The sequence below is a fragment of the Flavobacterium sp. GNP008 genome, from assembly GCF_056428965.1.
This window is the reverse complement of the sequence record NZ_JBWJVL010000002.1, coordinates 83,270-106,579: the sequence shown is the minus strand read 5'-3', so window position 1 is coordinate 106,579 and position 23,310 is coordinate 83,270. Positions and strand designations below refer to the sequence as shown.

The 23,310-nt window shown below is 32.9% G+C and carries 17 protein-coding genes; 14 read left to right on the top strand and 3 right to left on the bottom strand.

Annotated elements, in window-relative coordinates:
• Positions 1 to 287: 287 nt before the first annotated feature.
• From AC0608_RS06900 to AC0608_RS06890, 3 genes are all read right to left on the bottom strand, one after another.
• Positions 288 to 5,921: a PAS domain S-box protein gene (locus AC0608_RS06900; RefSeq protein WP_478288560.1), complete on the bottom strand. Its 5,634-nt coding sequence runs from the start codon at positions 5,919 to 5,921 to the stop codon at positions 288 to 290.
• A gap of 372 nt (positions 5,922 to 6,293) precedes the next feature.
• A complete protein-coding gene (locus tag AC0608_RS06895; RefSeq protein WP_478288559.1) occupies positions 6,294 to 8,450 on the bottom strand; it encodes a catalase in 2,157 nt (718 codons plus the stop codon).
• 141 nt (positions 8,451 to 8,591) lie between these two features.
• Positions 8,592 to 8,876 carry a SemiSWEET family sugar transporter gene (locus AC0608_RS06890; RefSeq protein ID WP_417959644.1) on the bottom strand — a complete coding sequence of 95 codons (285 nt, stop codon included), beginning with the start codon at positions 8,874 to 8,876 and terminating at the stop codon, positions 8,592 to 8,594.
• 530 nt (positions 8,877 to 9,406) lie between these two features.
• Here AC0608_RS06890 and AC0608_RS06885 point away from each other — a divergent pair.
• The 14 genes from AC0608_RS06885 to tamL all read left to right on the top strand — a co-directional run bounded on the left by AC0608_RS06885 (position 9,407) and on the right by tamL (position 23,275).
• Complete coding sequence (locus AC0608_RS06885) at positions 9,407 to 9,862, top strand: MarR family winged helix-turn-helix transcriptional regulator (protein WP_417959643.1); 456 nt, start codon at positions 9,407 to 9,409, stop codon at positions 9,860 to 9,862.
• Positions 9,863 to 9,876: 14 nt separating this feature from the next.
• The gene (locus AC0608_RS06880) at positions 9,877 to 10,509 is read left to right on the top strand and encodes an NAD(P)H-dependent oxidoreductase (RefSeq protein WP_417959642.1); all 633 of its coding nucleotides are present in this window, start codon (positions 9,877 to 9,879) and stop codon (positions 10,507 to 10,509) included.
• Positions 10,510 to 10,538: 29 nt separating this feature from the next.
• Positions 10,539 to 11,108 carry a YceI family protein gene (locus AC0608_RS06875; protein ID WP_478288558.1) on the top strand — a complete coding sequence of 190 codons (570 nt, stop codon included), beginning with the start codon at positions 10,539 to 10,541 and terminating at the stop codon, positions 11,106 to 11,108.
• Positions 11,109 to 11,452: 344 nt separating this feature from the next.
• Positions 11,453 to 12,853 (top strand): anthranilate synthase component I family protein, encoded by a 1,401-nt coding sequence (locus tag AC0608_RS06870; RefSeq protein ID WP_417959640.1) that lies wholly within the window; start codon positions 11,453 to 11,455, stop codon positions 12,851 to 12,853.
• A gap of 95 nt (positions 12,854 to 12,948) precedes the next feature.
• A complete protein-coding gene (locus AC0608_RS06865) occupies positions 12,949 to 13,515 on the top strand; it encodes an anthranilate synthase component II (protein WP_417959639.1) in 567 nt (188 codons plus the stop codon).
• A 73-nt stretch (positions 13,516 to 13,588) separates the two neighbouring features.
• On the top strand, positions 13,589 to 14,581 hold the full coding sequence (gene trpD / locus AC0608_RS06860; RefSeq protein WP_417959638.1) for an anthranilate phosphoribosyltransferase: 993 nt from the start codon (positions 13,589 to 13,591) through the stop codon (positions 14,579 to 14,581).
• Positions 14,582 to 14,679: 98 nt separating this feature from the next.
• Entirely contained in the window at positions 14,680 to 15,459 is a 780-nt protein-coding gene (trpC, locus tag AC0608_RS06855) for an indole-3-glycerol phosphate synthase TrpC (RefSeq protein WP_478288557.1), read from the top strand.
• Positions 15,460 to 15,596: 137 nt separating this feature from the next.
• Positions 15,597 to 16,250, top strand: a complete 654-nt coding sequence (locus AC0608_RS06850; protein WP_478288880.1) for a phosphoribosylanthranilate isomerase — start codon at positions 15,597 to 15,599, stop codon at positions 16,248 to 16,250.
• 4 nt (positions 16,251 to 16,254) lie between these two features.
• A complete protein-coding gene (gene trpB, locus AC0608_RS06845; RefSeq protein WP_417959636.1) occupies positions 16,255 to 17,436 on the top strand; it encodes a tryptophan synthase subunit beta in 1,182 nt (393 codons plus the stop codon).
• A gap of 141 nt (positions 17,437 to 17,577) precedes the next feature.
• Positions 17,578 to 17,895: a gamma-glutamylcyclotransferase family protein gene (locus AC0608_RS06840; protein ID WP_417959635.1), complete on the top strand. Its 318-nt coding sequence runs from the start codon at positions 17,578 to 17,580 to the stop codon at positions 17,893 to 17,895.
• Between the two features lie 66 nt (positions 17,896 to 17,961).
• Positions 17,962 to 18,723, top strand: coding sequence for a tryptophan synthase subunit alpha (trpA, locus tag AC0608_RS06835; RefSeq protein WP_478288556.1), 762 nt, complete (start codon positions 17,962 to 17,964; stop codon positions 18,721 to 18,723).
• Between the two features lie 227 nt (positions 18,724 to 18,950).
• The gene (locus AC0608_RS06830) at positions 18,951 to 19,385 is read left to right on the top strand and encodes a hypothetical protein (RefSeq protein ID WP_478288555.1); all 435 of its coding nucleotides are present in this window, start codon (positions 18,951 to 18,953) and stop codon (positions 19,383 to 19,385) included.
• 157 nt (positions 19,386 to 19,542) lie between these two features.
• On the top strand, positions 19,543 to 20,103 hold the full coding sequence (locus tag AC0608_RS06825) for a DUF6642 family protein (protein WP_478288554.1): 561 nt from the start codon (positions 19,543 to 19,545) through the stop codon (positions 20,101 to 20,103).
• Between the two features lie 877 nt (positions 20,104 to 20,980).
• The gene (gene tamL / locus AC0608_RS06820) at positions 20,981 to 23,275 is read left to right on the top strand and encodes a translocation and assembly module lipoprotein TamL (protein WP_478288553.1); all 2,295 of its coding nucleotides are present in this window, start codon (positions 20,981 to 20,983) and stop codon (positions 23,273 to 23,275) included.
• The last annotated feature ends 35 nt before the right edge of the window (positions 23,276 to 23,310 follow it).

Genomic DNA, 23,310 nt, shown 5'->3' with positions numbered 1-23,310 from the left:
CCAAAATATCTATTATTTTAACACTTGTTTATCATTTTTATTAAAAAGTTAAATTTAACAAGCAAAAAAAAAGACTCTCAGGTCCAAAAAGACTAATATGTTATGAAAAACAAAATATTTAACTAAATTACAGATTAACGCATGTTAAATTTAATAAAAAAAACACATTATTACAAGTGTAACAACTTCTAAAACACATAAAAACAGAACTATTATATGTAACCTCCTTCAAAAATTTGCATAAAAAAAGTGTTTAAATCAATAAACACTTGTTAATACTAGAGGAATCACTCTTTATTCAACCACTTATGCAACATCATTTCTAAATCTTTTTGAATAATGGGTTTCGGTAAATAATCACTCATCCCTGCTTCGATACATTTTTCTTTATCACCAACCATGATTCCGGCAGTGATTGCAATTATAGGAATATGTTCCGCATTCTTACATTTCCTTATTTCGTTTGTGGCTTCATAACCATTCTTATTTGGCATTTGAATATCCATTAAAATAATGTCTGGTAATTCTTTTTTATAAAGTGCTACTGCTTCATTTCCATCAATAGCTTCAATAATTGTACAATTCGATATAATTCTCTTGACTAACGTTTTGGCTAAAAGCATATTGATTTTATTATCTTCTACAATCAGAACCTTCTTATTTATTAAAATAGTATCCTGAATTAATGAATTTTCAGAAACTATTTCTAAAGACAACAGATCTTTGTTCTTTTTATGTTTTGCTTTCTTAAATTTAATGACAAAATAAAAATCACTTCCATCTCCATATTTACTTATTAATTGCAATTTGGTTCCCATTAAATCCAACAGCTGATTCGATATTGCCAAACCTAATCCTGTACCACCAAATTTTCGGTTGGTTGAATTATCTTCTTGAACAAATGAATTGAATATTTTTTCATTATTACCCGTTTTTATTCCAATTCCAGTATCTTTAACTGAAAATTTAATGGTTACCCATTTTTTATCTAACGATTTAATTTCGTTGATATCGAGACGAATTTCTCCAAAATTGGTGAACTTTACCGCATTACTCAATAGATTGACTAATATTTGTTTTAATCGAACCGAATCCGCTAAAACATATTGTGGGGTGTTCGTATCAATATCTAATATTAAGTTTATTTCTTTCTGGTTAGCTTGGTGTTTAAATAAATTAATAACCTGATTCGTTAATTTAAAGAGATTGGTCTCTTCAATATTCAACTCTAATTTTCCAGATTCAATTTTAGAGAAATCCAACACATCATTTACAATTTCAATTAATGACATTGCAGATTCATTGACGGTTTTCATATATGCGGATTGATCCTTTTTTAAATTTGATTTCATCAACAAATGGGTGAAACCAATTATCCCATTGAGTGGTGTTCTAATCTCATGACTCATATTGGCAAGGAAATCAGTTTTAGCTTTATTTGCTGCCTCAGCCAACTCTTTGGCCTTAACCAGCTCCATTTCCATCTCTTTTTGTTCTGTAATATCAAAAAAACTAATTACAATTTCATATATTTCTCCAGAAGAATCAATTTCTGGAAAACCATTAATTAAGAGCCAAACAATATCATCAGTTATTGGTCTACTAACACCAATTGTGAAATTTTTGAGAGGTTCTTTACGGGCAAAAATTTGGTTTACAGGATATTCAGTAATAGACATCACGGAATTATCTTCATTTAAAAAATTCCAATCCGGATGAATGGATGCATTCCCTTTCATTTGTTCTTCACTTAGCCCCAATAATTCTCCCGCTTTAATATTATTTACGATAATGGATTTATCCGGAGCATAGACGATAATCCCTGCATCCAAATTGTTTAACAGTCCGCGATATCTTTCCTCGCTTTTCAATAGTGCATTGTCCGATTGTTTAGCTGCTGTAATATCCCTTGAAAGGCAAATAAAATGTATTTCATGCTCATCGCTTTCTTTCATTGGTGCTATTGAAAGTTCAAACCAATGCAAACCACTTGCCAACTGTAATGAATATTGTCTACCAGTTGAATATCCTTTTTCCGAAGCTTCTCGAATGGCGGATAGGCATAAATTTCCTACATCAGTAGGTAGCACTTCAGTAAATGTTTTTCCCAAAAACACTTCTGGAGGTAGGGCTAATAAATCATCCCTACGAGAATGGTAGTTAAAAATTCTACCTTGAATATCAACTTCAAACAATAAGTCTGGTATGGCTCCGAGTATAGCTTCTAGTTTTTTATTCATTTTCTTGAAGTCATCCTCGGATTTTTTTCGTTTGCTTACATCTCTAACAATCGCAACAATACGCCCATCAGTAATCATTTTAGCCGTGATTTCAACTGAAATCAAAGTCCCATTGCGATGCAGCATGCTGCGTTCAATTAATGTTTGCTTGCCACTAAGTAATTCTTTAATAATAATTGGGCTCGATTTAAGCCTATCATTGGTATATAAATCCATTAAATTTTTTGTACAAAGCTCCTCTTTAGTATAGCCAAGCATTTCACAAGCGCTTTCATTTACTTCTAGTAAATCTCCATTAGCGTTATTGATAAAAATAGCATCGGATGCTTGTTCTATGAGGCTGCGATACTTTTCTTCAGTATTAATTAGTTGCTCCTTAACATTCTTTAGTTCCGTGATTTCAGTTAATGCTCCGTTTAATCGTATTGCCTTGCCAGATTCATCTCTTGTTATAAAACCCCTATCATAAAAGATACCGTAGCTTCCGTCACTCTTTTGAAAACGAAACTCATCGGACCATAAATTTGTAGATCCTACATACGAATCCTCTAATTTTTTTATTACTCTTTCCTTGTCATCCGGATGAAGTTTTGATCGCCATATTGTAGTATTTTCAATTCCGTTTGGCTCGCTACTCCCAAAATCAAATAGATCAATAAATGCTTTATTATTCCAGCTTTGTCCTGTCAATAAATCGACTTCAAAAACAGCGTCATTAGTAGCCATCGAAATCATTTCATAGCGTTCATTTGCGATTTTTATTTTTTCTTCTGCCTTCTTTATTTCAGTAAGATTTATTCCCATTCCCAACAAACACATTTTTCCTTCATACTCAATTACGTGAGAGTTAATGTAATAAGAAACTTTAGTTTTGTTTTTTATAACCAACTCTACCTCAACACCTGATGTGTTTTTATCTAATACTTTTTTTATTTTTTCACCTAAACCTTCTTCACCATCTGATAAATAAAAATCAATAGGATTCATTTTTGCAATTTCCGTTTTACTGTACCCCGTGACATCTTCAAAATTCTTATTCCATTTCAAAAATTTCCCCTTTTCGTCGTACAGATAAAAAATACCAGGAAGATTATTAATTAAGGATTCCGAAAGTTTTTTTTCTCTCAGAATTATTGTTTCAGCATTTTTGCGTTGTGTAATATCAGTTATGGTACCTATATACCCTACAATTTCATTTTTTATGTTTTTCTCAGGCAAAGCTTGTCCCATCACCCATGCAATAGAACCGTCCTTACGCACAAATCGATATTCAGATAACGAATTCTGTTCATTATTTGTAGCATTCTCCCACCCTCTGAATAGTGAGCTTTTATCTTCTTCATGAACACCTCTTAACCAGCCATTTCCTATTGCCTCTTGAAATGACAAGCCTGAAATTTGACACCAAAACGGGTTAACATAAGTAGTAAATCCATTTGCATCTGTTCGAAAAATACCCACAGGTGATACTTCAGTAAGCATGTGGTAGCGTGATTCACTTTCAATAACTGCTTCTTCGGCTTTCTTCCGCAAAGTCTCTTTCTCAAAAACCTCTAGCGCAAAAGCGACATCGCCTGTAGCCTCTTCTAATAAAGCGATTTCTTCAGCATCAAAAAAGTTTTTTTCTTTAGCATAAAAGGAAAAGCTTCCAATTACTTTTCCGAATTTTTTTATAGGTAATACCATCCCAGACAGATATCCTTTACATAAAGCTTCCTCTTTCCAAGGCTGCATCGTTAAATCATTCTCAATATCATTGCAAATAAAATATTTACCCTTTATAATTGCAACACCAACTGAATCACGGTTCTCTTGAATATCCGCAACTGAAATGCTTTTGATAAAAGTTAAATAATCGCTATTTTCTCCAGCAATAGTTACAGGAATTATTTTTTTAGTATTTTCATCAATCATTCCTATCCAAGCCATTTCAAACTTACCTAATTTTACGGCTATTTTACAAGCCTCATAAAAAAGGTTTTTTTCATCAGTGGTTCGAACAATCATCTGATTAATTTGACTTATAAATAGATGCAGTCTGTTCGCTTTAATGAGTTTTTGATCCGCTTTAATACGTTCAGTAATATCCGTTACAATTCCATGACAAATTACAGTTCCTTCCGGTTCCACAACTGGTAACGAATTTACATTGTGCCATACTAAGCCTTTAGTAGGATGAAAATATCTGTATTCACACACTAGAGGCACTAATCGTGTTTTAGTTGCAATTATACTTTGTGTTACAAAATCTAAATCATCTGGATGAATGAGCGAAAAAATGGCATTGGGATTGTATTCTATTTCGCTAAAAGAAAATCCATAAATTCCCTCAATAGCATTACTCGCATAAGGATAGCATAAAGAACCATCTTTATTCTGACGCATCGAATAAATTAATCCCGGTGCGGTAGCTGCAATTTTAGCAAACTTATTCTTTTCATTTAAAAGCGTTTCATTTACTTTTCTATTTTCTGTTACATCTTTTAAATTGGCAATTATACCTCCAACACTATCGTCATGAATCATGTTATTGAGCATTCCTTGCAACCATATATAATTTCCTTCTTTATGTTTAACCTGAAAAATAACCGCTATTGGCAAGCCTGGATTATCTAATGCTTTTTGTACCATTTGTCTAACATACTCTAAATGGTCTGGATGAAAATAATCTACATCCATAATTTCATCATACTCATCATCAGTATATCCAGTAACTCGAGCCGAAGAAGGACTTCGAAATATTACATTTAAATCCTTATCAACAACAGTTATTACACCATCATTGTTTTCGACTAAGGCACGAAATTGTTTTTCGCTTTTTTCAATTTTTGCTTCTGCATTTTTACGTTGGGTAATATCTTTCACGAAACCCAGAAATCTATTTTCAGAAAGTTTTACCACATCTATAAAGCAATGTATTTCGGCTCCGCTTTTATTCCTGATTTTTATTTCGCCCCGAATTACTCCTGTAGCTATTAATACCTCAAAAAAATTTAAAGCATCAGCTACTTTATCTTTTAAGGATAAATCTCCAAATTTCATCCCTAAAAGTTCTTGTTCAGAATATCCTGTTAATCTAATCGCTGCCTCGTTTACTTCTATGTAATTCCTATCCTGATCCATAACAAAAACCCCATCAGGAGCATTTTTGATATAATTTTTAAATTTCAAATTACTTTCCTCTTGTATAAGCTTCATCTTATAATTAGTTTCAACTATTTCCTGAGCTTTGACTTTTTTTTCAATGTCTCTCTTTTCAGTAAGATCTCTACCAATGGCATAGACAACTTCTCTTGACGGAGATGCTGTTATAGTCCACTGAATAGTAGCAATTGCTATATTTTTTTTTATAAATCTATTTTCAAAATTTATTATAGAACCGCCAAGAGATAATAATTCTAATTCTTTACTTGTTTTATCCTTGTCATCAGGATGAATAAAGGACAAAACAGGATTAGATAGTAATTCTTCTTTTGTGTAACCTAATATTGTACAAAACGCAGAATTAAGTTCTTTTAAAAAGCCATCACTTCCAATCGTGCACACTAAATCTTGAGATTCATTTAAGTAAAATTCAAAATTATTAATAGACTGTTCTTTTTTTAATAATCTATTAATTTCTATCTCACGATCTTTTAGGATACTTAGTAGATCGTCATAGGATGGTTTTGATTTGTGCATATTCGTTAAATTCAAATTATTTTTAAATATAACAATTTATACTTATAAAATCTGAAAAAGTCTTACTATCGAATAACCATAATATCATTCCGTTTATTTCTAAAAACAATGTTCTACAATCATTTTAAAAATTTAATATTTGACAATCGGTTACTTTTAATTAGTTCCGTTTATAGGTAAAATTTGGCTGTATTATCATTTCGATAAATTAAATACTGTTAAAAATATTAAATAGTAAAAATTCATAATTAAACAGGAGCAAAACCAGTTTTGAATAAGTACATATTTAAACTCCCATAAATATTAAAAATTGAAATTAAAATTTCGATTTTTAATGTTTATGGGAGTTTTTTTAAAATAAAACCCGTGCCACTAAAGTGCTGCTTCTCGATCCCAAAAACGATGTTGCTCCATAGCGTTTATAAAAGATTTTGTGAAATTTTTATCTTCTTTACTTCCATTCAAAATAATTCCATCTTTACTATCTTTAGTATCTAACACATCTTTAACATTCGTTTTAGTAAATATCTCGGCTTCATCAGCACCAATAACTTTACAATGTTTATAGGCTTCATTAATAAACTCAATTGCTTCAGGCTTTGAACTCAGGAAAGCAGTGTTTTTTCCTCCAGGAATATATACAGCATCAAACAAAACAGATGAAGCAATTAGAAAACTTTGATCTACTTTTATTTCGCTTCCGTCATTTGCTTTTATCGTTCCTAAATGTGGCGCTATAATTTTCATGCTTGCACCTTCTTTCTCTAAAGCAGCTTTCAAGGCATTGATCGAAGCCCTATCAGTTCCTTCTGAACATAAAAATGCCACCTGTCGTGTCACAATCGTTTTGGATACTGTTTTGTTTTTAAGCATACTCAATGCATCCGAAGCTGCCACACTTTGAATTACTTTTTTAGGTTCATACTTCTGTTTATCGGCATTAGCACCAACGCCATGATTCATTGGCTTTTCTGGACTTTTGGGTACTTTCATTCCTAGACCTTCAGCTACTTTTGTCGCTAATCCTAAATCTATTTGAGATAATAATCCCAACATACGGATTTGAATTGCTACAGTTTCTAATTTCCCTAATTCAAAACGTAAAGCATTTATAATATGATTTTTTTCAGTTTGGGTTTGACTATTAAAGAATAATGTAGCTTGACTAAAATGATCTGAAAAACTTTCGCTTCGGTCACGCACTTTTTGAGCATCAATCCTTTCGTTAAAACTGGTAAATCCACCTTCTTCAATTTTTGCTTGAAAAGGACAGCCTCCACCAAGAGAATTTGGGTGATAACTAACCCTACCTACATTGATTTCCTGACGCATGTGTCCATCACGCTGATTATTATACATTGGTGCAATGGTTCTATTGATTGGTATTTCATGAAAATTTGGGCTTCCTAAACGGGATAATTGTGTATCAGTGTAAGAGAATAATCGTCCTTGCAATAAGGGATCATTAGTAAAATCAATTCCTGGAACAATATGGCCTGGATGAAAAGCAACTTGCTCTGTTTCAGCAAAAAAATTATCTGGATTTCGGTTTAAGATCATTTTTCCTATTAATGTTACAGGAACTAATTCCTCAGGAACAATTTTAGTAGGATCTAATAAATCAAATTCATATTTGTGTTCATCTGCTTCTGGAATAATTTGCACTCCTAACTCCCATTCCGGAAATTGCCCGTTCTCAATGGCTTCCCATAAATCCTGACGGTGAAAATCAGAATTTTTTCCTGATATTTTTTGTGCTTCATCCCAAACTACAGCATGTGTTCCTAGTTTTGGTTTCCAGTGGAACTTCACAAAATGAGATTCATTTTTAGCATTTACAAACCGAAAAGTATGAACTCCAAAACCTTCCATCATTCTTAAACTTCTAGGAATGGCCCTGTCTGACATAACCCACATTATAGTATGCATCGTTTCTGGCATTAAGGAAATAAAATCCCAAAAAGTATCGTGTGCCGATGCTGCTTGTGGCATTTCATTATTGGGCTCAGGCTTTACTGCATGAATCAAATCTGGAAATTTAATCGCATCTTGAATAAAAAAAACTGGCACGTTATTCCCCACTAAATCATAATTTCCTTCCTCGGTATAAAATTTTACTGAGAATCCTCTAATATCTCGTGCCAGATCCGTTGATCCTCTTGATCCAGCAACAGTAGAAAACCGTGTAAATACAGGCGTTTTAATATGTGGATTCTGCAAGAATCCTGCTTTGGTATATTTTTCCATAGATTCATAAACCTGAAAATAACCATGCGCGGCAGAACCACGCGCATGTACAATTCTTTCTGGAATTCTTTCGTGGTCAAAATGGGTGATTTTTTCTCTTAAAATAAAATCCTCCAGTAATGATGGACCACGTTCGCCAGCTTTTAGAGAATTAGTATCATCGTTAATTTTAAGTCCTTGATCAGTGGTCATAAACTGATTCGCTGCATCGGACTTGTCAATAGCTAAATCCTGTAGTTTCTGATTTTCAGAATCATTTAATTTTGTTTTCGTGTTTTTCATTGTAATAATTTATTAGTTTTTGTAACACTTTTTTAAATCATTATAAATTTACACTTTTAAAGATAAAATTTTTACATAATCTTATTTAAAATTTATAAAATCACGATTTAAACAAACCACACTACACTGTATTACAGAACACTAGATTTTTTTATCCAAATTTTCGAGTACTTTTTTTGAAGAAAATTTAAGGATAAGAATAATTCCACATATTGCGCCTGAAATGCCATTTGCAATGATAATAGGAATGTCATTTTGTAAAATCCCATATATAAGCCACATCATTCCTCCACAAAAAAGCATCACATAAGTAACTTTAGAAATGTCTTTTGTTGATTTTGTTTTTATAATTTTGTAGGTCTGTGGGAAATTAGCACCAGTTGTTAATGTAGCTGCTATCAAACCGAGTATTTGAATATAATCCATAAGTTTTGAATAAAAGTTAAAAAAAGTAGTTGATGATTAAAACTAAATTACTTATGAAATAAGAGCAATGGGTAGTTAGTCTAAATCCTAAACTTATCAGACTCTACCAACGCTTACTTGATGGTAAAAACAGATTCCAACTCTTGATAATTTACTTTTTAAAATATTTAAACACTTGAACTCTAATTACTGCAATCAGATTAAACCATTTGTGGAAAGCCATACAATTTAACAAAATCAGACACTCGCCATACATACACTTTTTGCTTCATCGTGTTTTGGTACAAGTTTTGAGTATACTTTAAAAATAAATAAATTTTTAAACCAACACGAGCAACCCTCACAATAATTTAATTTTGAGATTCAAAATTAGTCAAACATTTGATTTACAAGAGTTAAAACACATAAAAAAACAAAATCAAATCATTTTACAGTATCTTAAAATTATTTTAACAAAAAAATAACCTACACTTGTATATACAACTATAAAAAACGTTACATTTGTACCAACAAATTACATATATACAAATATGAAAATTGAAGACATTTTAAAATCAACTGTAACAATGGATAATTCTAAAAAAATTATTCTAAATGTTTTGTATACACAAAATGTAATTACAGAAAATTTTAATGAATTATTAAAACCTCATGAAATATCTGGAGAACAATATAATGTACTTAGAATATTACGAGGCCAAAAAGGAAATCCGGCAAACATGTCCGTAATTCAAGAACGAATGTTAGCCAGAACGAGCAATACGACTCGATTAGTAGATAAGTTATTATTAAAAGAACTAGTCACTCGTAAAGTTTGTCCTGATAACCGTCGTAAAATTGAAGTATCGATAACGCCTAAAGGATTGAATGTTTTGAAAGAATTAGACCCAAAGGTTATATCGCATGAGGAATTCTTTTCAAAAAATTTGAGTGCAGAGGAAATAGTTCAATTAAATCAATTATTAGAAAAATACAGAAACCAATAAATAGTAAATACAACATGAATACTTTCTTAGAAAATCAAAATTGGAGATATGCAACAAAAAAGTTTGATATCACTAAAAAAATAACAGCTGAAGATTTAAACATATTAAAGGAAGCGATTCGTTTGAGTTCGTCCTCCTTTGGATTACAACCTTATAAAGTTATTATAGTTGAAAACCCCGAATTAAGAGCTAAAATTCAACCTTCTGCCTGGGGACAATCACAAATTATAGAAGCTTCACACCTAATTGTTTTTGCAAATGAAATAGACTTTGGTAAAAATGGAATCGATAATTATTTTATCAATACAAGCCAAACCAGACAAATTTCTTTAGAAAGCATGCAAGGATACAAAGATTTTATGACAACAAACATAACATCTCTTCCTGAAGAAGCTAGAAATATCTGGACAGCAAAACAAACTTACTTGGCTTTAGGAAATTTATTAAATGCTGCCGCTGATCTAAAAATTGACGCTACACCAATGGAGGGATTTGTCCCTGCTCAAGTAAATGAAATATTGGGTCTGGATAAGTTAGGATTGAACGCAACATTAATCGCAACTCTGGGATACAGACACGATGAGGATGCAACGCAACATTACAAAAAAGTTAGGAAATCAAACGAAGAATTATTCATCACTCTTTAATTATTAATCAAATTCAAACACTCAAAAACATGAAAAATTTTAAATCAATCGCATTCGCATTAGTAGTGGTTTTATCTACCTTATCAGTAACCGCTCAAACAAAAAAAGTAGATACTGCAAAAAGTACTATCAACTGGACTGGGAAAAAAGTAACGGGACAACATGAAGGAACAATCAACCTAAAAGATGGTGCCTTAGTTTTTAAAGGAAAAAAATTAGTAGGTGGTACATTTAATGTAGACATGACTTCTATAATCGTTACAGACTTAAAAGCTGGTCAAGGTAAAGAAAAATTGGAGGGCCACTTGAAGGCTGATGATTTTTTTGGAACAGATAAATTTTCAACAGCTACTTTGATTTTCAAAAAAGCAATTTTAAAATCTGCAAATATTTATACTGTAACCGGAGATTTAACTATTAAAGGAAAAACAAATCCTATTACTTTTGATCTTGCTACAACTGCAACTACCGCAGCAACTAAATTAAAAATAGACAGAACAAAGTACGATATTAAATATGGTTCTGGAAGTTTCTTTGACAACTTAGGAGACAAAGCTATTTCTGATGAATTTGAATTAGCGGTTGCATTGAAATTCTAAATTTCATTTAAAATCCCATAATTAAACCCTAACATATCGTTAGGGTTTTGTTTTTTTAATAAAAATCACGACTAAAATTTATTTAACAAAAATTATTGAATTTTAATGTTTTTTAACGCACAATGATATTGAATAATCAAATTACATTTATATATTTGTTGCAATAAAATAAATCATGAAATCAAAAATAAACAATACTTGGTGGTGGAACAATTTACGTCAGTCGTCGTGAACTAAGCTTCCTATAGTATTATTAAACTATAAATTTGAAAGGCTTGTCATCACGACAGGCCTTTTTTTTATGCCTGTTTTATCTCTATCACACAACACTAAAAACATATAAATTGAAACCTTTTATACTAAATACAAATTACAAGCAAATCCTCGCAGATACTATTACTCCAGTAAGTGTCTATCTCAAAATTCGTGATAAATTCCCCAATAGCTTATTATTAGAAAGTAGTGATTATCACGGCAATGATAATAGTTTTTCGTACATCTGTTGTAATCCAATTGCCTCTATAAAAATAGAAAATGAAATTATCTACAAGACCTTTCCTGATGGGGGTTTTGAAAAAATATTAATCGATGCCAATACCAATATTCCAGAAGTAATTCAAGAATTTTCGGGTCAGTTTAAATCCGAGAAAAATAATTTTAAATTCATTAATAATGGGCTTTTTGGATATATAGCTTACGATGCCGTACGTTATTTTGAAAAAGTGGTTATTGCCAAAAAAGAAAATAGCAATACCATTCCCGATGTGTATTATGCAGTGTATCAAAACATAATTGCTATCAATCATTTCAAGAATGAAGCCTATATTTTTTGCCATAGCTTAGACGGAAGGAACAACATTTCAGAAATCGAACAATTATTACAATCTAGAAATATTACTTCTTATAAATTTTCGAAAGAAGGAGCCGGATTTTCAAATCTAACCGACGAGGAATTCAAACACAATGTGACTTTAGCAAAAAAACATTGCTTTAGAGGTGATGTGTTCCAATTAGTTTTGTCCCGACGATTTACCCAAGGTTTTAAAGGCGATGAGTTTAATGTATACAGAGCATTGCGAAGCATTAATCCTTCTCCCTATTTATTCTTTTTTGATTATGGTGATTTCAAAATATTTGGTTCTTCACCGGAAGCTCAAATCATTGTGAAAGACCGTAAAGCAGAAATTCATCCTATTGCTGGAACTTTTAAAAGAACTGGTGATGACGAGAAAGATGCCGTTCTCGCCAAACAATTATCCGAAGATAAAAAAGAAAACAGTGAGCATGTAATGCTAGTAGACTTAGCTCGAAATGATTTAAGCAGAAACGGTCACAACGTCAAGGTAGAAAAGTACCGTGAAGTACAATTTTTCTCCCATGTCATTCACTTAGTCTCAAAAGTAACGGGGCATTTACATGAGAATGCTACAACCATGCAAGTAGTAGCGGATACTTTCCCTGCAGGTACCTTGAGTGGTGCTCCCAAACACAGAGCCATGCAATTAATTGAAGAATACGAAAAAACCAATCGAAATTTTTATGGTGGAGCTATTGGTTTCATGGATTTTGAAGGCAATTTTAACCATGCTATTATGATTCGGACGTTCCTAAGTAAAAATCATCAATTGCATTCCCAAGCCGGAGCCGGCATCGTAGCCAGTTCAGACGAAGAAAGCGAAATGCAGGAGGTATACAATAAATTATTAGCGCTGAATAAAGCATTAGATTTAGCCGAAACAATATAAAATAATTTAAAGATTCAATAATTTAAGAATTTAAAGATTGCTAAAACACAAGAATTTTTCAACCTTTAAATCTTTCAATTTTTCAATAATAAAACATGAAAAAAATACTAGTCATAGACAATTACGATAGTTTCACTTATAATTTGGTGCATTATCTCGAAGATTTAGATTGCGAAGTAACCGTGTATCGAAACGATGAATTTGATATTGATGAAATTGCAGTTTTTGATAAAATCCTTCTGTCTCCAGGGCCTGGAATTCCTGATGAAGCAGGATTGTTGAAAGAAGTCATTAAAAAATACGGACCTACAAAAAGTATCTTTGGCGTTTGCTTAGGCCAGCAAGCAATAGGCGAAGTTTACGGGGGAACGCTATCCAACTTGGACAAAGTATACCATGGCGTTGCAACTATGGTAAAAACTGTGGTTGATGATGAACTTTTATTCGAAGGATTAGGAAACGAATTTGAAGTAGGACGGTACCATTCTTGGGTGGTGGACACTAATTTACCAGATGTGCTGGAAGCCACTTCATTTGACGAAAATGGACAAGTAATGTCCTTGCGTCACAAAATGTATGATGTACGCGGTGTACAATTTCATCCGGAAAGTGTTTTGACTCCTAATGGGAAAAAGATATTAGAGAATTGGGTGAAAAATTAGTCATAATGTCAAATGTCATAATGTCGAAAGACTTTAAGACTTTAAGACTTTCAACTTTAAGACATATATAAAAATGAAAAACATATTAAACAGACTGATAAATCACGAAATACTTTCGCAAGAAGAAGCTAAAAACGTATTGGTAAATATCTCTCACGGGAGTTATAACACCAGTCAGATTGCTTCTTTTCTGACCGTTTACATGATGCGAAGTGTAAGTATTGATGAACTTGCCGGCTTTCGGGAAGCTTTGTTACAACTGTGTATTCGTGTAGATTTATCTGCTTATGATACCATCGATTTGTGCGGTACAGGTGGTGACGGAAAAGACACGTTTAATATTTCAACCTTGGCTTCTTTTGTGGCAGCGGGTGCAGGAATTAAAGTGGCAAAACATGGGAATTATGGTGTTTCGTCTATTTCAGGTTCAAGTAACGTAATGGAGAAATTAGGCATTAAATTCAGTAATGATTCTGATTTCTTAGAAAAAAGTATTGATAAAGCAGGAATTTGTATCCTACACGCTCCATTATTTCATCCAGCGATGAAAAACGTAGGACCTATTCGAAAAGAATTGGCGGTTAAAACATTCTTCAATATGCTGGGTCCCATGGTAAATCCATCGTTTCCTAAAAATCAATTAGTAGGAGTGTTTAATTTGGAACTAGCCCGAATGTATGCTTACCTATATCAGAATACTGATGTCAATTTTACCATTTTACATTCGCTTGACGGGTATGACGAAGTTTCATTAACCGGGCCTACAAAAACGATTACTCCTACAATGGAAGGAATTTTAACCCCAGAAGATTTTGGTGTTCGTCTTTTGTTGCAAAGCGAAATTCAAGGTGGCAACACCATCGAAGAATCAGCGCAACTATTTACGGATATCATTTCTGGAAAAGGAACCGAAGCGCAAAACAATGTGGTTTGTGCCAATGCGGCCATGGCTATTGCAACCGTTACAAAATGTTCTCCTTTAGAAGGGTTTCAAATAGCAAAAGAAAGTTTATTATCTGGTAAAGGACTTGTAGCTTTGAAAAAATTACAAGAATTGAGTAAATAAAATAGTTTAAAGGTTAAGGTTTAAAGTTGTGCAAATGGATTATTACAAACGATGAGCAACTTTAAACGTCAAACAAATAAAATACTAAACAGCTAATAATGAATATTTTAAATAAAATAATAGTTGACAAAAAAAGAGAAGTCATTCTCAAGAAAACCATCATTCCCGTTTCGCAATTGGAGGCTTCCGTTTTCTTTGGAAAAAAAACTATTTCTTTGAGCGATAATTTAAGAAACAGCACCTCCGGAATTATTGCGGAACACAAACGTCGTTCGCCTTCCAAAGCAGAGATAAATTACAGTTTTACGGTGGAAGAAGTAACTAAAGGATATGAAAATGCAGGTGCTTGTGGAATTTCGGTATTAACGGATGGGAAATACTTTGGTGGCTCCTTAGACGATTTACTTTTGGCAAGAGCCACAGTCAACATTCCATTATTACGAAAAGAATTTATCGTTGATGAATACCAAATCTTGGAAGCCAAAGCTTACGGAGCCGATTTAATTTTGCTTATTGCTGCGGTTTTAACGAGAGAGGAAATTAAATCCTTATCCGAATTTGCTAAAAGTTTAGAATTGGAAGTTTTACTGGAAGTGCACAACCAAGAAGAACTGGAAAAATCAATTATGCCTACCTTAGATATGATTGGTGTGAACAATAGAAACCTAAAAACATTCGAAGTGAGTTTAGATTTCAGCAAGCAATTGGCAGCGCAAATACCAAATGATTTTGTGAAAATTTCCGAAAGTGGGATATCCTCTATTGAAGCGATAAATGAATTAAAGCCTTACGGATATAAAGGGTTTTTAATTGGAGAAAACTTCATGAAAACCGACAATGCCGGTAAAGCTGCAACCGAATTTATCAGTCAACTGTAAAATGACTCTTTTAGGATTCAAAACCTTAAAAAGATTGAACTTAAAAAAACCTGGAAATGAAAAAAAAAACAGATAATCAAGACACTTCGGCTCCCTCTCCTTCGGTAAGGGATAGGGTTGGGATAAAAATCTGCGGTATGAAATATCCCGATAATATACTCGAAGTAGGTTCGCTCCTACCCGATTATATGGGCTTTATTTTTTGGGGAAAATCAGCTCGATATTTTGAAGATAGCATTCCAGATTTACCAAAATCAATCAAGAAAGTAGGGGTTTTTGTTAATGAAAGTACCGACGTTATTTTGGCGAAAGTTCAAAAATACGATTTGCAAGCCGTTCAATTGCACGGACAGGAATCAGTTGAATTTTGTCAGGATTTAAAGCAAGTTTTGAAAGATGAGAATGGGAAACAAGTTCAGATTGAAATTATAAAAGTATTTTCTGTTGATGATTCTTTTGATTTTGAAGTACTGAAACCCTTTGAAACAGTTTGTGATTATTTTCTTTTTGATACCAAAGGAAAATTACCAGGTGGAAACGGAATTGCATTCGATTGGAAAGTATTAGAAAAGTATCCTTCTAGCAAACCGTTTTTCCTAAGTGGCGGAATCGGAATTAATGAAATGGGTGCTGTAAATGAAATTTTAAAAACCAATTTACCGCTTTACGCTATTGATGTAAATAGTAAATTTGAGATAGAACCTGGTTTAAAAAACATACAATTATGTAGAGACGCACTCCAGTGCGTCTCTACAATGTGCGTCTCTACAGATAACAAAATAAAAAAATAAAATTATGTCATACAACGTCAACGAAAAAGGCTATTACGGAGAATTTGGAGGCGCCTTCATTCCTGAAATGCTATATCCAAATGTGGAAGAATTACGTCAAAATTATTTAAAAATTACAGCGGAGCCCGAATTTCAAGCTGAATTTGACGCTTTGCTCAAAGAATATGTAGGTCGCCCTACGCCACTTTATTTTGCCAAACGGCTATCCGAACAATACAATACAAAAATCTACTTAAAAAGAGAAGATTTATGTCATACTGGTGCACACAAGATTAACAACACAATCGGACAAATTTTACTGGCTCAGCGTTTGGGTAAAAAACGAATCATTGCCGAAACCGGCGCTGGACAACATGGCGTAGCAACCGCAACTGTGTGCGCATTAATGGGATTGGAATGTATTGTCTACATGGGTGAAATTGATATAAAACGTCAAGCGCCAAATGTGGCTCGAATGAAAATGCTTGGTGCCGAAGTACGTCCTGCGCTCTCCGGATCAAAAACATTAAAAGATGCCACAAACGAAGCCATTCGCGACTGGATTAACAATCCTGTAGATACCTATTATATCATTGGCTCTGTCGTGGGACCACATCCTTATCCGGATATGGTGGCGCGTTTCCAAAGTGTTATTTCTAAAGAAATCAAAGAACAATTATTAGAAAAAGAAGGTCGCGAAAACCCTGATTATCTGATTGCTTGTGTGGGTGGTGGTAGTAATGCTGCTGGTACCTATTATCATTTTCTGGACAACGAAGACGTACATATTATTGCAGTCGAAGCAGCAGGTTTAGGAGTCAATTCAGGCGAAAGTGCCGCTACATCAGCCTTGGGAAAAGTAGGCGTTATTCACGGTAGTAAAACCTTATTGATGCAAACTCCTGATGGACAAATCACCGAGCCCTATTCTATTTCGGCAGGACTGGATTATCCGGGCGTAGGCCCTATGCACGCTAATTTATTCGCTACTGGTAGAGCGCAATTCATCTCCATTACGGATGATCAAGCCATGCAATGGGGATTAAAATTATCCCAAATGGAAGGACTGATTCCTGCTATCGAAAGTGCACATGCCTTTGCCGTTTTAGACGAAATGAAATTCAAACCAGAGGATATTGTAGTCATTAATCTTTCTGGTCGTGGTGACAAAGATTTGAATACGTATATCGATTATTTTAAATTATAACAGAAGAATAATTTGGGCGTTACCCTCCCCAAAAAAAATCGGGTCGGGCTGTACACTATATCTTTTTTGTGGTAGAAAAAACCACAAAAAAGGATGCCGTTCCTATCCCTAACGCAATAAATAACGAGAAAAAATAGTATTATGGAACATATATTCTCTTACGGAACATTACAGTCTAAAAAAATTCAAATACAGGTTTTTAAGAAGCTATTGACTGGAACACTAGACCAACTCAAAGGCTATAAACTAAAAGATCTAAAAATAGAAGAAGAATTTGGAATGGCAGATTATTTTGTAGCAACACCAAGCGAAAATCCTTCGGATCAAATAAATGGTATTGTTTTTACTGTTTCCAGTGAAGATCTGACTAAAGCAGATCAATTCGAATCTAATGCGTATAAAAGAGTTCAAATAACATTGAACTCCGGAATTGTGGCATGGATTTATATGGAAAATTAATAATTGTAAATATAAAAACATACACCTAACAGCTTTTAAAAATCTGTTAAGACAAAAAATAAAACAATGAACAGAATAAATCAAAAATTACAAGAAACTAAAAAGATACTTTCTATCTATTTTTCGGCAGGATACCCTAATTTAACCGACACAGTTCAAATCATTCAGGATTTAGAGAAAAGCGGCGTAGATATGATTGAAATAGGTTTGCCGTTTAGCGATCCATTAGCGGATGGACCAACCATTCAAGCGAGTTCAACTCAAGCCTTGCACAACGGTATGACAACACAAGTGTTGTTTGACCAATTAAAAGACATTCGCAAAACGGTTTCTATTCCTCTAGTGATTATGGGCTATTTCAACCCAATGTTACAATATGGAATAGAGAATTTCTGCCAAAAATGTGCCGAAATAGGCATCGACGGATTAATCATTCCTGATCTTCCCGTTGCTGTCTATGCCGATGAATACAAGGAAACTTTCGAGAAATACGGATTGAAAAATATATTCTTGATTACGCCACAAACGTCTGACGAGCGCATCCATTTTATTGACAGCGTATCTGATGGATTTATTTATATGGTAAGTTCAGCAAGTGTTACAGGATCACAAACTGGTTTTGGAAGTGCTCAAGAGGAATATTTCAAACGCATTGCCGACATGAATTTAAAAAATCCGCAAGTAATTGGTTTTGGAATCAACAACAAGGAAACGTTTAACCAAGCTGTGCAATTTGCCAAAGGAGCGATTATAGGGAGTGCCTTCATTCAGCATTTAACCGAAAATGGTACTGGGAAAATTGAAGAGTTTGTAAAAGCGATTCGATAAACTACTTCTTTCATATAATATCAAAACGGCGTTTAAAATCCATTTAAACGCCGTTTTTTTTGGTTACACTTTATAAAAACATTAAATTATTTGCAATAATTTATTTATATTTATAAAATAACAAAAAGCCATTTTATCTCACAAAGACACCTTATATTGGTTGGATTGAAGTCATTTTATTGTTAGGTTATACAAGTTGTTGTTTACTTTATAATAAAGCGAAAACTATGATTGATGAAAATATAAAAAATCATTTAAATAATATTATAAATACCGAAAAAAAAGAAACTGAATCCTATTTTTCATTTTTAAGACATTTAGCGACAATTTCAATTGGCTTTTTAGGTTTATTAATTGGTTTGAAACCCGAAACTCTACCAAATCAGAACTCAAAAGTCTTTTTCTTGGTAACAATAACCTTAATTGCTTTTGGAATACTTTTCTTGTCAATATGTTTATTTTATGAGACTAAAAAATATCGTGAAGAAATTAAGGTTCGCCAAAAACAATTAAATGAATATTTAGATTCAGATAAAAAAGAGGATGTTCAAATTAGCCATTTAGACCCAGGAAATTTAAAAATATTCGAAATAATAACCTTTATTCTTCTAATTCTTTCAATTTTTTCATTAATACTATATGTCTATTATTCAATAATTTAATATCGAATTTAATTGCTCGAAAATCTTTTAAGATCTTAGAAGAGTACAAACGTTATCGTGTTACGCATTCGTGCCAACTCCCCGTAATGTCGCCATTTCCGATTTTTTTTCAATAAAAAATCATTTATTTGTAATAACTCTATAAAAAGTAAATTTCATGGATTATGATCAATTTATTTTCTGCCTCGAAGCCGTTACCGATGTAGAAACGAACACCACTACTGAAGTGGTCAGAAACTTAGAAAATTTAGCCTTTGAACAAGGTATTACAAGCATTTATAAAACGTGTGATACTATAGAAGGATTAGACGAAAGTTTAAATGCCTTGCTCTATGAAGACCATAATTTTAAGGATTATGAAATCATCTACTTAGTCATGCAAGGTGAAGGAAACAATATTTGCCTCAATGAGTATTATTATAGCTTAGAAGAAATTGCCGAACTCTTTGAAGGGAAAATGACTGGAAAAATTTTGCATTTTGCCAATTCAAAAGTTTTAGATTTAAGTCCGGATGAAGCGCAGTATTTTTTAGATATTACAGGAGCGCGTGCTATTTCGGGTTATGGAGCGGCATTTCATAACTTAACCAGTGGTCCCATCGATAAAGCTTTCTTTAGCTTGTGTCAAGAACAAGATGATCTCGTCGAAATTGTAGAAGAATTATATAAAAAACATTATGCGCTTTGTAAACTACTCGATTTCAGATTGTATTATTAAAAAATTATATCCAGTGCTATAAGGTTCCCGCCCCCGCTCTGCAAAGTGTTCTTCTAAAAAAGTATTCAAAAGTCAGAGACTTTTATGACGCAAATAATTTAAAACAGCTACTAAAAATTGCACGAAGTCAGAGAAATTTGTACAATTTTATAAACTTACCATTAAAACTAAAATACCATAAAATCCCCGCTGCGCGAAGTGCCTCCATTTCTAAATTTTTATCTCAATAAAAAATCATTTATTTGTAATACCTTTATAAAAAATAAATTTAATGAATTATGATTAATTTATTTTATGCCTCGAAGCCTTTCCCGATGAAGAAACGAACAGCACTACTGAAGTGGTTAAAACTTATAAAAAAATAACCTTTGTTTAAGACAAATCACACGAAAAATAGAAAATATAATCATTGAGGATTGATAAACTATTAACGAATATCTAATTCCTATAAATGATATTTATTTTCACTGCAATATATATTATAATAAAAATTTGAAGATAATTAAGGTAGACATAGTCTTTTTGGAATACTCGGTTAATATTTTAGTCAATTACACTTCTAATATTTACATAAAAATAACTTTGTGTTGAATTTTAATATCATTGCTTAAAAATACACATTTATATATTGTAACCCAAACTATGGTAAAGACCAATCTTGATTCTGTAAGTCCATTTTCACTTTAGAAATCCATATTTGAAATATTCACTTTAGAAGCTTCTAACGAAATGTATCAAAGTGCATAGTTTTAACTATTTTTGTGATAAATAAATAAAAGTTTTTGAACTGTTGAGCATTTAAGAAAATTTAGGAATTAATTTTTTCTAATGAGCCATAATTTCTCAATAGTCTAATTTTTAATAAATACTAAAATTGATGACTAAGACTCTTGCACTCTATTTTCTTTTTTTAGGAATGTTTGTTTCCTCGTGCAGTAATACCCGATTTTTGCCCGAAGGGGAGCTACTATATACAGGTGCAAAAATAAAAGTAGAAGGAAAAAAAACCACCAAGAAAGAAAATAAAGCATTAAAAAATAAGTTGGAAGATATTGTGAGGCCCAAACCCAACTCCTCTTTTTTGGGGTTGAAACCAAAATTGTATATTTATAATTTAGCGGGAACACCAAAAAAAGATAAAGGATGGCGCTACTGGTTGAAAAACAAAGTAGGTGAACCTCCCGTTTTATATAGTCAAGTTGACTTAGAATACAACAAAAGTGTTTTACAAAATTTTTCAGAAAACAGTGGCTACTTCAACGCTAAAACAGCAGCTGACTCAACACGAAAAGGTAAAAAAGCGAGCGCTACATATCTGGTAAACCCCGCAAAACAATATAAAATTAGAGAAGTGAAGTTCCCCAAGGATTCTTCGGTGATCGCTACAGCTGTTCGCAATACCAGACGCAGAACTCTGTTAAAGAAAGACGAAGGGTATAGCCTTGATGTCATTAAAGAAGAAAGAGTTCGTATTGATTCCAGATTAAAAGAAAAAGGTTTTTTCTATTTCAACCCTGATTATCTTAAAGTTCAAGTAGATACAACTGTTGCTGATCATCAAGTAGATCTTATTGTAAAAGTAAAAGACGAAACCCCACAATTAGCAGAGACCCCATTCAAAATCAATAAAATTATTGTGTATCCCAACTACTCCGTTGGTATCGATAGTGTGAAAAACAATATGGATTCTATCAAAAAATACAATGATTTAACCATCATCGATCAGGAAAACTTATTTAAGCCCCGGATTTTTGATCGGGCATTGTATTTCAAAAAAGAAGATTTATACAACCGTACTAATCATAATCTATCCTTAAATAGATTAGTAAATCTTGGAACTTTCAAATTCGTAAAAAATCAATTTAGAGTTTCGGATACTACCGGAAATTACCTCGATGCTTATTATTACCTAACTCCATTACCAAAAAAATCAATTCGATTGGAGGTATTGGCCAAAACAAATTCAGCTAATTATACAGGAACTGAACTCAATTTAAACTGGAGTAACAGAAATACTTTTAGAGGTGCTGAATTGCTTACTATCTCTGCTTTTGGGGGTGTTGAAGTACAAGTTTCCGGACAAAACAATGGATTTAATGTTTATAGATTTGGTACCGAAGCTAATTTAGTTTGGCCGCGATTTCTTGCCCCTTTTAAGCTAAATTCTCCTAGTGGCTTTGTGCCCAAAACGAAAGCAACATTGGGATATGAATTTCAAAACAGAACCAAATTGTATTCCTTGCAAACCTTTAAAGGGTCTTTTGGCTATTTATGGAAAGAAAATGAGCGAAAGGAACATTTATTGAATGTTACTGAGATTACGTATGCTAGTCCACAAAATGTCACTCCATTATACCAAGAACAAATTCTAGCAAATGAGTCTTTAGGAAAAGTAATTGAAAAACAATTGATTTTCGGACCAACTTATTCCTATACGTATACCAATACTTTACAACTAAGAAAGAAAAACACCTTTTACTATAAAGGTACAATTGATTTAGCAGGAAATATTGCAGGATTAGTTTCAGGGGCAAATATCCAAAAAGGAGATACTATTAAATTTTTTGATGTTCCCTTTAGCCAATTTGTCAAAATAGAAAATGATTTTAGGCATTATTTAAAATTAAGCCCTGATTCCCAGCTGGCCAGTCGCATAATCGTAGGCGCTGGATTTGCTTATGGCAATTCAGCAGAGTTGCCCTTTATTAAGCAGTTTTTTATAGGTGGAACCAATAGTTTACGGGCCTTTAGAGCGCGATCATTAGGTCCAGGAAGTTTTGATGGTGCTGCTACTAATACGAGCTCTTTTTTGCCTGATCAATCCGGTGATTTTAAATTAGAATTCAATACGGAGTACCGAGCAAAAATTTACGGATTAGTCAAAGGCGCTTTGTTTATAGATGCTGGAAACATCTGGTTGATGAAAGAAAATGCCGAAAAACCAGGTGCAAAATTAACTAAAAAATTCCTAAACGAAATTGCTGTTGGTGCTGGAGCCGGATTGCGTTTCGATTTCTCTTTTTTAATCTTAAGGACGGATCTGGCCTTCCCATTACGCAAACCATATTTGCCGGAGGGTAATCGTTGGGTTTTGGATAAAATTGATTTTGGAAGCGGACCTTGGCGCAGAGAAAATTTAATTTTTAATTTAGCTATTGGATATCCTTTTTAATCATAATACAATTTTAATACAAAAGAGCACGATCA

Bases quoted from the DNA above. Each gene is read 5' to 3' on its own strand.
- AC0608_RS06895 (WP_478288559.1), bottom strand. From the start codon at position 8,450: ATGAAAAACACGAAAACAAAATTAAATGATTCTGAAAATCAGAAACTA.
- tamL (WP_478288553.1), top strand. From the start codon at position 20,981: ATGACTAAGACTCTTGCACTCTATTTTCTTTTTTTAGGAATGTTTGTT.
- AC0608_RS06900 (WP_478288560.1), bottom strand. From the start codon at position 5,921: ATGCACAAATCAAAACCATCCTATGACGATCTACTAAGTATCCTAAAA.
- trpB (WP_417959636.1), top strand. From the start codon at position 16,255: ATGTCATACAACGTCAACGAAAAAGGCTATTACGGAGAATTTGGAGGC.
- AC0608_RS06865 (WP_417959639.1), top strand. From the start codon at position 12,949: ATGAAAAAAATACTAGTCATAGACAATTACGATAGTTTCACTTATAAT.
- trpD (WP_417959638.1), top strand. From the start codon at position 13,589: ATGAAAAACATATTAAACAGACTGATAAATCACGAAATACTTTCGCAA.
- AC0608_RS06885 (WP_417959643.1), top strand. From the start codon at position 9,407: ATGAAAATTGAAGACATTTTAAAATCAACTGTAACAATGGATAATTCT.
- AC0608_RS06850 (WP_478288880.1), top strand. From the start codon at position 15,597: ATGAAATATCCCGATAATATACTCGAAGTAGGTTCGCTCCTACCCGAT.
- AC0608_RS06880 (WP_417959642.1), top strand. From the start codon at position 9,877: ATGAATACTTTCTTAGAAAATCAAAATTGGAGATATGCAACAAAAAAG.
- trpC (WP_478288557.1), top strand. From the start codon at position 14,680: ATGAATATTTTAAATAAAATAATAGTTGACAAAAAAAGAGAAGTCATT.
- AC0608_RS06875 (WP_478288558.1), top strand. From the start codon at position 10,539: ATGAAAAATTTTAAATCAATCGCATTCGCATTAGTAGTGGTTTTATCT.
- AC0608_RS06825 (WP_478288554.1), top strand. From the start codon at position 19,543: ATGGATTATGATCAATTTATTTTCTGCCTCGAAGCCGTTACCGATGTA.
- AC0608_RS06830 (WP_478288555.1), top strand. From the start codon at position 18,951: ATGATTGATGAAAATATAAAAAATCATTTAAATAATATTATAAATACC.
- AC0608_RS06840 (WP_417959635.1), top strand. From the start codon at position 17,578: ATGGAACATATATTCTCTTACGGAACATTACAGTCTAAAAAAATTCAA.
- AC0608_RS06890 (WP_417959644.1), bottom strand. From the start codon at position 8,876: ATGGATTATATTCAAATACTCGGTTTGATAGCAGCTACATTAACAACT.
- trpA (WP_478288556.1), top strand. From the start codon at position 17,962: ATGAACAGAATAAATCAAAAATTACAAGAAACTAAAAAGATACTTTCT.